This window comes from Serratia rubidaea (genome assembly GCF_016026735.1).
Taxonomy (GTDB): domain Bacteria; phylum Pseudomonadota; class Gammaproteobacteria; order Enterobacterales; family Enterobacteriaceae; genus Serratia_B; species Serratia_B rubidaea.
In genome coordinates, this window is record NZ_CP065640.1 from 3,135,245 (window position 1) to 3,147,758 (window position 12,514).

Here is a 12,514-nt window from a genome sequence, read left to right on the forward strand (position 1 = left end):
CACGAGCCTGCGTTAACCAAACGCAACGGAGATCGTCATGACTTTGCACTCGCTACCTTCGGCTCCGGCGGCAACGCCGGACGCCGTCCCTGAGCCGCATGAGGCTATGAGTAACCGTGATTTTGCGCAGAGTGAAACCGTCGCCAGGAAAGCGTTCTGGCGCATTTTGCCCTTTATCTTTCTTTGCTACGTGGTCAGCTATCTGGATCGCACCAACGTCAGCTTTGCCGCGCTGGGCATGAATGCGGATCTGGGGATCACCGCGGAACAGTTCGGGTTTGGCGCCGGCATGTTCTTTATCGGTTATTTTTTATTTGAAGTTCCCAGCAATCTGATTATGCAAAAGGTCGGCGCGCGCATATGGATAGCCCGCATCATGATTTCCTGGGGGGTGATCTCCATGCTGACCGCCTTCGTGACCGGCCCCGTCAGTTTTACGCTGGCGCGTTTTTGTCTGGGAGTGGCCGAGGCCGGGTTTACCCCCGGCATTTACCTGTTTTTTACCTATTGGTTTCCGGGTAACTGGCGCGCCAGGATTACCGCCTCATTTCTGGTGGGGATCCCCGTCGCCAATATTATCGGCGCCCCGGTCTCCGGCGCGCTGATGCAGCTCACCGGCCATGAGCATATCCGCAACTGGCAATGGCTGCTGCTGATTGAGGGGCTGCCCGCGGTGATTCTGGGCATCATGTGCCTGTTTTACCTGCAGGATAAGCCAGAAAAGGCGGCGTGGCTGAACGCCAGGGAAAAGAGCCTGCTCAACCGGCGTCTCGACGCGGAACGCCGGCAGATCTCTGCGGCCCATGGTTCCAGCCTGCGCGATGCCGTGCGCAATCCGCTGCTTTACCTGCTGGCGATGATCAACTTCTGCGGCATTGTCGGCTCTATTGGCGTCGGGCTATGGATGCCGCAGATCATCAAACAGCTGGGCGTCAGCCACGGCGCGACGGGATACCTTACCGCAATACCTTATGTGTGCGGCGCTTTTTGCATGCTGTTTTGGGCGCGCAGGGCGAATAGGTCGCACCGCATAGGCTGGATTGCCGCTGCGCTGCTGATCGCCGCCGCGGCGTTGGTTGCCAGCGCCGTGCTGGACGATCCGCTGTATAAGATTATGGCGCTTTGCGTTACGGTCAGCGGCATTCTGTCATTTCAGGCCTCTTTCTGGGCGCTGCCGTCGGGTTTTCTCACCGGCAATGCCGCCGCCGGCGGGCTGGCGATGATCGTCTCCATCGGCAATCTCGGCGGGTTTGTCGGGCCTTCGTTAATGGGTTATATACGCCAGTCGACCGATGGGTTTATGTGGCCGCTGTTAGTGGTCGCGCTGTTTTTATTTATCGGCGCCGTTGGCGTCTCGCTGATCAAGGATCCCTATCGGCAGCAAAAGTAAGCTTGATATCTATTCCGTTTGCCGAGCGGCAGCTAATGGCCTGGTGGAGCGTTCACCAGGCCTTGTTGTTGAGCGTCAGCTCTGCTCGCCGTCGTCAAAGCCGTAGAGCTGCCCGGGGTTGATCCGCAGAATGCGCTCCTGCTCGGCAGAGGACGGCGCCCAGCGGGCTAATAGGTTGAGGATGGCGGCGTCGTCGGGCTTGTGTTGCTTCACCGTCGGATGCGGCCAGTCGCTGCCCCACAATACGCGCTGTGGATTGGCCTGCACCAGCGCGGCGGCCACCAGGCCGACGTCGTGATAAGAGGGCGGGCCGACCCGGGATGTGATGTAAGGCCCCGACAGCTTTATCCAGCTATTGCCGCGCGCGATCAGGCGCAGAAGCGTGTGGAATGCCGCTGAATTAACCCCTGCCGGCTGTGGAATATGCCCCATATGGTCGATCACCAGAGGCACGGGCAGCGCGGCAAGACGCTGCTCCAACGCGATAAACGCCTCGCCGGTCGCCACCAGCTGAATATGCCAGCCGAGCGGCGCAATGCGCGCCGCCAGCGTTTCCAGCGCGGCGAGCGGCGTACCTCCGGTCCTTAAGTTAAAACGAATGCCGCGCACGCCGGCCCGGTCCATCTGTTCAAGCCTTGCGTCGTCGATCGTGGTATCGATCACCGCCACGCTGCGGGCGTTGCCGGCGCTTTGCTGCAGGCCGGCAAGCAGCAGCCGGTTGTCGGTGCCGTAAGTGGATGGCGTAACGATCACCATCCGTTGCATGCCCAACCGGGTTTGCAGGCGCTGATAATCCGCGAGCGACGCATTGGGCGGCCGCAGGCGGGCGCCGGCGACGGCCGGGTAACGGTCATCGTAGAGGTGCATATGGCAGTCCACGCTGCCCGGCGGGATGGTGAGCGTGGGCTGTTCGTCGCCGGTGCTGAACGGCGTCTGCGCAAAGGCAGAGAACGCATGATAGGCGCCGAGCGCGCAGCCGGCCTGTAGAAAATCGCGGCGTGAAAAGGGCATGGATGTTACTCCTGTCGTTACCGGCGGATAAAAAAATAAAGCATGCCGTTGGGCATGCTTTGTGGGGAAGATTGGCTGGCTTATTTATTGACGGGGCTGACCGGGTTATCCAGCTTGACCTGCAGCGTCTGTTTGCGCCCCATTATCAGTACGGCCACGCCCCCTACGCCACAGAGCAGCGCCAGAGGCAGCATGGCCAGGGTATGGCTGCCGGTCTGATCGTTGATGATGCCGTAAACGTTCACCATTAACCCGCCGCCGATCAGGTTGGCCATGGCGCCGATCGCCGCCAGACCGGCCGCGGCAGTGCCGGAAGAGAGCCAGCCGGACGCCAGCGCCCAGAACGGGCCTTTCATGGAGTAGGCGCCGATCAGCACCATCGACAGTACGATCACGCTGCCCGTCAGGGAGTTCAGCAGGAAGGCGGACAGTAAGCCGCCGGCGATCAGGAACAGCGTCAGCGCGGTATGCCAACGGCGTTCGCCGCTGCGATCGGAGCTTCTGCCCCAGACGATCATCAGCACGGAAGCCAGGCCGTAAGGAATGGCGTTGACCAGCCCGGTGCTGAAGTTATCCAGGCCGTAAGACTTCAGCAGCTGCGGCGACCAGACGCTGAGCGTGGAGCCGGCGGCGGAAGCGCCGGCATAGATCAGCGCCATCAGCCAGATGTGTTTATGGCGCAGCAGCTGCCAGAGCGAGATATGGCCGATGACTTTACGCTGGGCATTTTCTTCCGCCAGTTTGGCCTGCAGCCACTCCCGCTGCGCTTTGGTCAGCCAGTCGGCGTTTTCCGGGCGGTTGCTGAGGAAGAAAAAGGCGGCGATGCCGAGGAAGATCGCCGGGAAGCCTTCCAGAATAAATAGCCAGTGCCATCCGCGCAGCCCCAGCCAGCCATCCAGCGACAGAATGGCGCCGGAAATCGGCGAGCCGATAAAGTTGGCCGCCGGAATCGCCACCATAAAGGTTGCAATCACGCGGGCGCGATATTTACCCGGGATCCAGTAGGTGAGATACAGGATTACGCCGGGGAAAAAGCCCGCCTCGGCCGCCCCCAGCAGGAAGCGCAGCACATAGAGCATTTCCGCGCTGGAGACGAAAGCGGTGCACACGGAAATGATGCCCCAGCTCACCATAATGCGCGAGATCCATATTTTCGCGCCGATCTTTTGCATCGCCAGGTTGCTGGGCACTTCAAAAATAAAATAGCCGACGAAGAACAGGCTGCTCGCCAGGCCGAATACGGCCTTCGACAGCCCAAGCTCTTCGTTCATCTGCAGGGAGGCCATGCCAATATTACCGCGATCGATAATGGCGATGAGATAGCAGACGATCAGAAACGGCAGGATCCGCCAGATCACGCGCTTAACGGTCTGTTGCTCGAGATCGGGTATCGCATCCGCGTTGTGCATATTCTCAGACATTCTATTCCTCACAAAATTGTCAGGCGCTAGCCCGCGAACGAAGACAAATCTTTTGTTTTACTGTGTAAAACTTAAATGTACACAGTAAAATTATTATCACGACGAACGCCTTGGATTGCTCGGAAATGTAATCATCTTGAGCGACTTGTCACAAAAACGTTTCAATATCTGGTTTTTTCTGTGATGCGGCAGAAATTTCTTACATCGAATTCGGCCATGATTCGGGTCAGGTCAGCGGGAAGGGGGCAGGCGGAAGTCGCCGGCGCGATCTTGCCGGCACTTGCGGCGGCGCCCCGACGGGGGAGAGGCTTGTCGGGGCGTTGGCCCGGGGCCGGCTACAGCCAGCCGGCGCGCTTGAGCTTTTGGTACATCAGCGCGCAGCCGCCGACGGTGACCGCCAGCGTCGCGTGGTAGGCCCAGGGGAATTTCAGCTCCGGCATATCGGCGAAGTTCATGCCGTACAGGCTGAAAATCACCGTCGGGATGGCCAGAATCGCCCCCCAGCCGGCCAGCTTTTTCACCACTTCGTTTTGTTTCACCGTCACCAGCGCCAGATTGACGTGCATGGCGTTGGTCAGCATTTCGCGCATATCGTCGATGGTGCTGACCACCTGACGCGCATGGTCCTGCACGTCGCGCACATAGGCGCGCAGCTCCTTCGGAATCACCTCTTCATGCAGCCGGATCAGCTGGCTGCAGATTTCATCCATCGGCTGGGCGGCGTTGCGCAGCGCCAGCAGGTGGCGCCGCAGGCCGTAGACATTTTCAATCGCGGTCTGATCGAATTCAGCGTTGAACATGCTGGCCTCCAGCCGTTCGATCAGCGTTTCAAAGCGCGCGACGATCAGCCGGTAATTGTCGACGATAAAATCCAGCACGGCGTACAGCGCAAAGCCGGGGCCGTGGCACAGCTGTTTGGGGTTTTCCTCCGCCTTGGCGCGGATCGGCGCGTAGCTGACCGACGCGCCGTGACGTACGGTGATCAGAAAGTTTTTGCCGACGAAAAAGTGCGTTTCGCCGTACTCCACCTCGTCTTCTGCGCCGGCCATCTGCGCTGTTTTCACCACGATAAACAGCGAATCGCCGTAGGTTTCGATCTTCGGCCGCTGATGGGCGCAGAGCGCATCTTCAATCGCCAAATCGTGCAGGCCGAACTCCTGCTGAATTTTACGCATAAAGGCGTCTTCAGGCTGCCATAGCCCCAGCCAGACAAAGGTGTCCGGCTGTTTGACCACCTCGCTGATGTCGTCAATCGTGACGTCGTTCAAACGCTTGCCCGCCTTATAGGCGACGCTGTTGACCACCATGGTTTTGCTGTCCATTTGCCACCCGTTAATTCTTCAGCGTTTTGGTCAGGAAATAACACTGGTGCTCCAGCGGATAGTTTTCCAGCGTCATCTGCACCTGATAGCCCAGCTTCTGATAAAACGGCCGCGCCTGGAAACTGAAGGTGTCCACGCGGGCATAGCGACAGCCGCGCGCCATCGCCTGCTGCTCCGCCGCCAGCATCACCTGACGCCCCAGGCCGCTGCCGCGCTGGCTTTCCGCTACCCACAGCCAGTCGATACTCAGCCAGTTGCCCCAGGTGACGGCGGTCAGGCCGGCGACCACCTGGCCGTCGTCATCTTTGGCGTAGACGCTGAGCGGCTGACGCAGGCTGGTGTCGATAAACGGCCGGTTGTGCGCCATCAGCCCCTGGCGCACGGCGTCCAACGTCTCATCATTCATGGTTTCGGTTACGGTGATATTCATACTTGCTCCTTGTGCTTTTCTTAACTTAACCACAGATAAAGCCAAAGATAAACGGCCGGCCGGCGGCAGCGCGGAGAGGCTGGGCTACACTGAAAAGGCGCTGATAAATAAGGAGGATACATGCTTCGACTGACCCGAACGACATTACTCACCGGCCTGCTGCTGAGCGGCGGCCTACAGGCTGCGCCCGAGGTCACCCAGCTGCAGGAGCGGCTGGAATATCCCTGGTCGCTGGCGTTTTTACCCGCTCAGCAGGGCATGTTAATTACCGAGCGGCCCGGCCGTTTACGCCTGTGGCAGCAGGACCAAGGTCTGTCGGCGCCGATCGATGGCGTGCCGCAGGTCTATGCGCAGGGGCAGGGCGGGCTGTTGGACGTGGTATTGGCGCCGGACTTCGCCAGCAGTCGCCGGGTGTACCTCAGCTTTGCCGAAGCCGGCGACGGCGGAAAAGCCGGCACCGCGGTGGGCTACGGCCGGCTGAGCGAGGACAAACGCCGGCTGGAGGATTTCCGCGTTATCTTCCGCCAGCAGCCGAAGCTGTCGGTGGGCAACCACTTTGGCGGCAAGATGGTGTTTGACCGTCAGGGACTGCTGTTTGTCGCCCTGGGGGAAAACAACCAGCGGCCGACGGCGCAGGACCTCGACAAGCTGCAGGGCAAGGTGGTGCGCCTGACCGCCGAGGGCAAGCCGGCGCCGGGCAATCCGTTTGCCGGCCAGTCGGGCAAACGGGCGGAGATTTGGGCGTACGGCATCCGTAACCCGCAGGGGCTGGCGCTCAATCCGTGGAGCGGCGAGCTGTGGGAGCATGAGCATGGCCCGCGCGGCGGCGATGAGATCAACATTCTGCAGCCGGGGAAAAACTACGGCTGGCCGATCGCTACCTACGGCATCAACTACTCCGGGCAGCCGATTCCGGAGGCCAAAGGGCAGTTTGCCGCGGGGACGCAGGCGCCGACGCACTACTGGCAGGTATCGCCGGGCATCAGCGGCATGGCGTTTTACGATAACCCGCGCTTTAGCGGCTGGCAGCATTCGCTGTTTATCGGCGCGCTGGCGCAGAAGGCGCTGATTCGGCTGACGCTGGTGGACAATAAAATCGTGGCGGAAGAGCGGCTGCTGGAGGATCGTGGCGAGCGGATCCGTGAGGTGCGCAGCGGGCCGGACGGTTATCTGTATCTGCTAACCGATGAAAGCAACGGCAAACTGCTGCGCGTGGGCGAAGGGCAATCAGGTTAACGGCGTCATTACGCCGCTGCGGTAGGCCGGGCGGGCGCAGAGCTGCTGATACCAGCGTTCCATATTGGGGCGCTGTTGCCGCTCGATCGGCATTTCGAACCAGGCGTAAATAAAGCTGCCGAGCGGAATATCGCCGATGCCGAACGCCTCGCCGGAGAGATAAGGCTGCCGCCCCAGCTCCTGCTCGACGATATCAAAGCACTTTTCCAGCGAGGCGATCGCCGCTTCAATCTTCAGCATATCGCGCTGCTCTGGCAGGGTGCGCACCAGTCCCCAGAACACGGTGCGGAACGGTTCGGTCACGCTGGCGGTATTCCAGTCCATCCATTTTTCCGCCGCCGCGCGCTGCTGCAGATCCTGCGGGTAAAACGGCGCGTCGCCGTATTTGGCCGCCAGATAGCGCACGATGGTGTTGGACTCCCACAGCACAAAGTCATCGTCCTGCAGCAGCGGCACCAGGCCGTTCGGGTTAAGCGCGCGGTACTGCTGTTCATCCACCTTGCCGTAGGCGCCGCCGGCGTTGATGTGCTGGTAGCTCAGCCCCAGCTCGGCGGCGCACCAGCGCACTTTGCGCACGTTGTTGGAATTCTCTCTGCCCCAGATAGTCAGCATGGCATGCCTCCAGATAGACGGTGTCATTGAGTGCTTTATTCCTACGCCACAATCCGCCGTTTGTCACCCGGAGTTTGCGTTAGCGCGTCCAGCTGCACACCTCCCAGCCGTTTTGCTGCGCCAGCGCCTGAAGTTCGGCGTCAGGATTTATCACCGCCGCATGGTCGGCATACTCCAGCATCGGCCGGTCGTTCAGCGAGTCGCTGTAGGCGTACAGCTGGCCGAAACGTCGCTCGGGATGCTGCGCCAGCCACGCCTCCAGCCGGGTGACCTTACCCTGCTGATAGGTCATGGTGCCATAGGTGCGGCCGGTAAAGCGGCCGTCGTCCACCTCAACGCCGATCGCCAGCGCGCCGTCGGCGCCGAGCTGCTCGGCGATCGGCGCCACCAAATGCTCGCCGGTGGCGGAGATGACCAGAATATGGTCGCCGCGGCTGCGATGCCACTGCAGGCGCTGCTGCGCCGCGGGGTAGACGCGCGGCAGAATATCGCGGCGGATATAGCGCGCCACCCAGCCGGCGACGGTCTGGACGCTGCGCCCGGCCAGCGGCGACAGCGTGGCCTGCATATACTGCTCCATCGACAGTCGGCCCTGATAATAGTGCTGCATCAGCTGCTGCTCCTCGGTCGCCAGCTCCGCCGGCGCAAACCCCTGGGAAACCAGCCAGCGGATCCACAGGCTGGCGCTGTCTTCATTAATCAGGGTTTCATCCAGGTCGAACAGGGCTAAGTCCATGGTATTTTCTCCGGTCGGGTACGGTTGCGCTTCAGGATAGCGGATTCGCCGCGGGTGATAAAATTGCGCCGAGCTTAAGGAATATTGATGACGCTGGTATGACGGCCGGTATCCCCGGCCGGGCGGCCGGGGAGAGAGGGAAAGGGGGCAGGTTTATTCCGCCAGCGCCTGCTGCAGATCGGCAATCAGATCGTCGGCGTCTTCAATGCCGACCGACAGGCGCAGCAGCTGCGGCGTGATGCCGGTTTTCAGCCGCTGTTCCAGCGGAATGGAGGCGTGCGTCATGCTGGCGGGCTGGCCGATCAGGCTTTCCACCCCGCCCAGGCTCTCCGCCAGCGTAAACAGGGCCAGCCTGCCGATGACCCGGCGCGCGTAGTCGTCATCGCCGCGCAGCCGCAGCGAAATCATGCCGCCGAACTGCTGCATCTGCCGGCCGGCCAGCGCGTGCTGCGGGTGGCTGGTTAATCCCGGGTAGTAGACGTTTTCCACCTGCGGCTGCTGTTCCAGCCACTGGGCGATGCGCAGCGCGCTGGCGCTGTGGCGATCCATCCGCAGCGCCAGGGTGCGGATGCCGCGCAGGGTGAGGAAGCTGCTGAACGGGTCGAGAATGCCGCCCACCGCGTTCTGCAGAAAGCCAAGCTGCTCCGCCAGCGGCGGATTATCGCCGACCACCGCCAGGCCGGCCACCACGTCGGAGTGGCCGTTCAGGTATTTGGTGGCGGAGTGCACCACCACGTCGAACCCCAGTTCCAGCGGGCGCTGCAGATACGGCGAGGCGAAGGTGTTGTCCGCCACGCTGATCAGGTTGTGCCGCTTGGCGATGGCGGCGATGGCCGCCAGATCGGCCAGCTTCAGCAGTGGATTGGTCGGGGTTTCCACCCAGATCATTTTGGTGTCGGCTTCGATCGCCTGCTCCAGCGCCGCCGTATCGCCCGGCGCGACATAGGTGACGCGCAGCCCGGCCGTGCGGCTGCGCACTTTTTCCAGCAGGCGGTAGGTGCCGCCGTACAGGTCGTCGACCGCCACCAAATGGCTGCCCTGATCCAGCAGCTCCAGCACCGTGGAGCAGGCGGCCAGCCCGGAGGCGAAGGCGTAGCCGCGGCTGCCGTTTTCCAGTTCGGCAATGGCGTTTTCCAGCGCGCTGCGGGTCGGGTTGCCGCTGCGTGAATATTCATAGCCGGTATGCTCGCCCGGCGCCGGCTGGGCATAGGTCGAGGTGGCGTAAATGGCCGGCATCACGGCGCCGGTGGCGTCCGGCGTATAGCCGGCATGTACGGTTTGGGTGGCAAACTTGGTCATAACAGAGTCCTTGATTAGCGGAGTTTTTGGCGCCAGGCGTTCAGAACGTCGGTGCGGGTAATCAGGCCGAGGAAGTGCTCGCCGTCGAGAATGACCGCCACGTGGCCGTGGTCGAAGGTCGCCAGCAGCGCCTGCGGGTCGGCGTCTTTTTGCAGCGTCTGCACCCGGCGGGTCATAGCCTGTTCGGCCGGCAGGCGAAAGTTGCCGGCGTCGGCCTGCAGGGTATGCAGCAGATCCCATTCGTCGATCAGGCCGACCAGCCGGTCGTTGTCCAGCACCGGCAGCTGTGAGATGTCGTACAAACGCATGCGGGCGTGCACCACCGCCAGCGTATCGTCCGGCGCGGCGGTTACCGCGGCGTTTTCATCGTGACGGTAGGCGATCAAATCGCGCAGATCGCCGAACCGGGTGGTCGCCAGCAGCCCTTGCTCCTGCATCCAGCGGTCGTTAAACATTTTGGACAGGTACTTATTGCCGCTGTCGCAGACGAATGTCACCACCCGCTGCGGCTCGGTCTGCGCCCGGCAGTAGCGCAGCGCGGCGGCCAGTAAGGTGCCGGTGGACGAGCCGGCCAGGATGCCCTCGCTCTGCAGCAGCTGGCGCGCGGTGGTGAAGGCTTCCCGGTCGTCGATACGGTAGGCGGCCGCCACCTGACGAAAGTCGCTGAGTGGCGGCACAAAGTCTTCGCCAATGCCCTCCACCAACCAACTGCCGGCGGCGGTTATCTTCCCGTCGTCGAGGTAGTCCGCCAGAATGGAGCCGGCCGGGTCCGCCAGCACGAAGCGGGTCGCGGGAGACACCTCGGCAAAGTAACGGCTCAGCCCGCTCAGGGTGCCGCTGGAGCCGACGCCGACCACAATGGCGTCGACGTCGTGATCCATCTGCCGCCACAGCTCCGGCGCGGTGGTGGCGGTATGCGCCGCCGGGTTGGCCGGGTTGTTGAACTGGTCAATATAGAAGGCGCCCGGCGTGTCGTCCGCCAGTCGCTGGGCGTAATCCTGATAATAGGCCGGGTGCCCTTTGCCGACGTCGGAACGGGTCAGCACCACGTTAGCCCCCAGCGCGCGCAGGTGGAAGATTTTTTCGCGGCTCATTTTATCCGGCACCACCAGCGTCAGGCGGTAACCCTTCAGCGCGGCGACCAGCGCCAGCCCCAGTCCGGTATTGCCGGCGGTGGCTTCAATGATGGTGCCGCCGGGCTGCAGCTTTCCGTCGCGTTCGGCCTGCTCGATCATCGACAGCGCGACGCGATCTTTGATGGAGCCGCCGGGGTTTTGGTTCTCCAGTTTGATAAACAGCCGGCAGGGGCCGGTATCAAAGTGGGTCAGCTCCAGCATTGGCGTGTTGCCGATGGTCGCGAGCGCCGATTGTGCGATGGCCATGATATTCCTCCAGAATAATGCGGTTGTTCGCCATTATCTGGATGATAGCTCTGAGAGTTTGCTTAATTAAAAGAACAAATAACTGCTATATATGCCATTTCAGAATATATTAATTCGTTTTTGGACGTGCAGGCGTAAAGCGGTGTAGGCGTGTGGACGTGCAGCCGTCGGTGGGTTAAAAAAACGCGTCAGGCGGGCATTTTCGACAATTTACCCGCGAAAGCGTACAGTTATGTAAAAATGCTGAAATTTCATGCGAATCCCTGCAAAAATAAGATGAATCTAATAAACTCTTTACACAGCGCTGACCGGATACGACTCCCGGCAGGGAGCACGCGGCAGGGCGTGGGTGCCCGGGATTGCTCGCCGGTTTGGCTGACGTAACGAGTTTGAACGGTAACGCGATTTCAATAAATTGAATGGATACTCTGGCGACGACATGATGAAAACACACTTAGCTTCCTCCATGAAAAAGCTGACCTTCAGCGTCGGCTTTCTGTTATTGGCAACGCCGGCCGTGCAGGCCGCCGCGCCGCCGGCGCCTCCGCAGGTGGACGCCAAGGCGTTTATTCTGATGGATTACAACAGCGGCAGCATTCTGGCGGAAGGCAACCCCGATACCCGGCTTGATCCGGCCAGCCTGACCAAAATCATGTCCAGCTACGTTATCGGCCAGGCGATTAAAGCCGGTAAGATCAAACCGACCGATTCGGTCACCGTGGGTAAAGATGCCTGGGCGACCGGTAACCCGACGCTGCGCGGCTCTTCCCTGATGTTTATCAAACCGGGCGATCAGGTGCCGGTGATGGAGCTGAACAAAGGCATCGTGATCCAGTCGGGCAACGACGCCAGCATTGCGCTGGCGGACTACGTGGCCGGCAGCCAGGATGCGTTTGTCGGGCTGATGAACAACTACGTCAAACATCTGGGGCTGAAGAATACCCACTTCCTGACGGTGCATGGCCTGGATGCGGAAGGGCAGTACAGCACCGCCCGCGATATGGCGCTGCTGAGCCAGGCGCTGATCCGCGACGTGCCGGATGAGTATGCGCTGCATAAAGAGAAAGAGTTCACCTTCAATAAAATCCGCCAGGTAAACCGCAACCGCCTGCTGTGGAGCTCCAACCTGAAGGTGGACGGCATCAAAACCGGCTATACCAGCGGCGCCGGCCATAATCTGGTGGCCTCGGCGGCGGAAGGGCCGATGCGGCTGATTTCGGTGGTGCTGGGCGCGCCGAGCGATCGCGTGCGCTTTAGCGAAAGCGAGAAGCTGCTGACCTGGGGCTTCCGCTTCTTTGAAACCGTCACGCCAATCAAGGCGGACAAACCGTTTATTACCCAGCGCGTCTGGTACGGCGAGCAGAGCGAAGTGCCGCTGGGCGTGGCGAAAGACGCGGCGATCACCATCCCGAAAGGGCAGATGAAAAACCTGAAGGCCAGCTACAAGCTGAATTCCGCTACGCTGGAAGCGCCGCTGGCGAAGAACCAGGTGGTGGGCACCATTGATTTCCAGCTGGACGGTAAAACCGTTGACCAGCGTCCGCTGGTGGTGATGGAGGAAGTGAAGGAAGGCAACTTCTTCAGCCGCATCTGGGACATGGTGATGATGAAACTGACCCAGTGGTTCGGCAGCATCTTCGGCTGACCGTGACCGGTGAGGTAAAAAAAGGGCGCT

General features: G+C 61.1%; 11 protein-coding genes. 3 read left to right on the forward strand and 8 right to left on the reverse strand.

The genetic code is table 11. From position 1 onward, the window contains the following. Window positions 1–37: 37 nt before the first annotated feature. Window positions 38–1,390 carry an MFS transporter gene (locus tag I6G83_RS14710; protein WP_054304865.1) on the forward strand — a complete coding sequence of 451 codons (1,353 nt, stop codon included), beginning with the start codon at window positions 38–40 and terminating at the stop codon, window positions 1,388–1,390. 75 nt (window positions 1,391–1,465) lie between these two features. On the opposite strand, the gene I6G83_RS14715 is transcribed toward I6G83_RS14710, so the two are convergent. The 4 genes from I6G83_RS14715 to I6G83_RS14730 form a co-directional block, all read right to left on the reverse strand. Next, window positions 1,466–2,401 (reverse strand): amidohydrolase family protein, encoded by a 936-nt coding sequence (locus I6G83_RS14715; RefSeq protein ID WP_054304864.1) that lies wholly within the window; start codon window positions 2,399–2,401, stop codon window positions 1,466–1,468. Between the two features lie 80 nt (window positions 2,402–2,481). Beyond that, window positions 2,482–3,822 (reverse strand): MFS transporter, encoded by a 1,341-nt coding sequence (locus tag I6G83_RS14720; RefSeq protein ID WP_054304863.1) that lies wholly within the window; start codon window positions 3,820–3,822, stop codon window positions 2,482–2,484. 335 nt (window positions 3,823–4,157) lie between these two features. Further along, entirely contained in the window at window positions 4,158–5,144 is a 987-nt protein-coding gene (locus I6G83_RS14725) for a magnesium and cobalt transport protein CorA (RefSeq protein ID WP_041411754.1), read from the reverse strand. A gap of 10 nt (window positions 5,145–5,154) precedes the next feature. Beyond that, window positions 5,155–5,574: a GNAT family N-acetyltransferase gene (locus I6G83_RS14730; protein WP_054304862.1), complete on the reverse strand. Its 420-nt coding sequence runs from the start codon at window positions 5,572–5,574 to the stop codon at window positions 5,155–5,157. Between the two features lie 120 nt (window positions 5,575–5,694). Here I6G83_RS14730 and I6G83_RS14735 point away from each other — a divergent pair, with 120 nt between their 5' ends. Next, window positions 5,695–6,810, forward strand: a complete 1,116-nt coding sequence (locus I6G83_RS14735) for a PQQ-dependent sugar dehydrogenase (protein ID WP_171020718.1) — start codon at window positions 5,695–5,697, stop codon at window positions 6,808–6,810. On the opposite strand, the gene I6G83_RS14740 is transcribed toward I6G83_RS14735, so the two are convergent. The 4 genes from I6G83_RS14740 to I6G83_RS14755 all read right to left on the reverse strand — a co-directional run bounded on the left by I6G83_RS14740 (window position 6,802) and on the right by I6G83_RS14755 (window position 10,839). Continuing rightward, entirely contained in the window at window positions 6,802–7,422 is a 621-nt protein-coding gene (locus I6G83_RS14740) for a glutathione S-transferase family protein (protein ID WP_054304861.1), read from the reverse strand. The two genes, I6G83_RS14735 and I6G83_RS14740, sit on opposite strands and share 9 nt — an antisense overlap. A 79-nt stretch (window positions 7,423–7,501) precedes the next feature. Beyond that, window positions 7,502–8,158 carry an HAD family hydrolase gene (locus I6G83_RS14745; protein ID WP_054304860.1) on the reverse strand — a complete coding sequence of 219 codons (657 nt, stop codon included), beginning with the start codon at window positions 8,156–8,158 and terminating at the stop codon, window positions 7,502–7,504. A 153-nt stretch (window positions 8,159–8,311) separates the two neighbouring features. Continuing rightward, window positions 8,312–9,457 (reverse strand): trans-sulfuration enzyme family protein, encoded by a 1,146-nt coding sequence (locus I6G83_RS14750; RefSeq protein ID WP_054304859.1) that lies wholly within the window; start codon window positions 9,455–9,457, stop codon window positions 8,312–8,314. A 14-nt stretch (window positions 9,458–9,471) separates the two neighbouring features. Next, window positions 9,472–10,839, reverse strand: coding sequence for a pyridoxal-phosphate dependent enzyme (locus tag I6G83_RS14755; RefSeq protein ID WP_054304858.1), 1,368 nt, complete (start codon window positions 10,837–10,839; stop codon window positions 9,472–9,474). A gap of 439 nt (window positions 10,840–11,278) precedes the next feature. On the opposite strand from I6G83_RS14755, the gene I6G83_RS14760 reads away from it, so the two are divergent. Then, on the forward strand, window positions 11,279–12,484 hold the full coding sequence (locus I6G83_RS14760) for a serine hydrolase (protein ID WP_054304857.1): 1,206 nt from the start codon (window positions 11,279–11,281) through the stop codon (window positions 12,482–12,484). The last annotated feature ends 30 nt before the right edge of the window (window positions 12,485–12,514 follow it).

Bases quoted from the DNA above. Each gene is read 5' to 3' on its own strand.
- I6G83_RS14710 (WP_054304865.1), top strand. From the start codon at position 38: ATGACTTTGCACTCGCTACCTTCGGCTCCGGCGGCAACGCCGGACGCC.
- I6G83_RS14715 (WP_054304864.1), bottom strand. From the start codon at position 2,401: ATGCCCTTTTCACGCCGCGATTTTCTACAGGCCGGCTGCGCGCTCGGC.
- I6G83_RS14720 (WP_054304863.1), bottom strand. From the start codon at position 3,822: ATGTCTGAGAATATGCACAACGCGGATGCGATACCCGATCTCGAGCAA.
- I6G83_RS14725 (WP_041411754.1), bottom strand. From the start codon at position 5,144: ATGGACAGCAAAACCATGGTGGTCAACAGCGTCGCCTATAAGGCGGGC.
- I6G83_RS14730 (WP_054304862.1), bottom strand. From the start codon at position 5,574: ATGAATATCACCGTAACCGAAACCATGAATGATGAGACGTTGGACGCC.
- I6G83_RS14735 (WP_171020718.1), top strand. From the start codon at position 5,695: ATGCTTCGACTGACCCGAACGACATTACTCACCGGCCTGCTGCTGAGC.
- I6G83_RS14740 (WP_054304861.1), bottom strand. From the start codon at position 7,422: ATGCTGACTATCTGGGGCAGAGAGAATTCCAACAACGTGCGCAAAGTG.
- I6G83_RS14745 (WP_054304860.1), bottom strand. From the start codon at position 8,158: ATGGACTTAGCCCTGTTCGACCTGGATGAAACCCTGATTAATGAAGAC.
- I6G83_RS14750 (WP_054304859.1), bottom strand. From the start codon at position 9,457: ATGACCAAGTTTGCCACCCAAACCGTACATGCCGGCTATACGCCGGAC.
- I6G83_RS14755 (WP_054304858.1), bottom strand. From the start codon at position 10,839: ATGGCCATCGCACAATCGGCGCTCGCGACCATCGGCAACACGCCAATG.
- I6G83_RS14760 (WP_054304857.1), top strand. From the start codon at position 11,279: ATGATGAAAACACACTTAGCTTCCTCCATGAAAAAGCTGACCTTCAGC.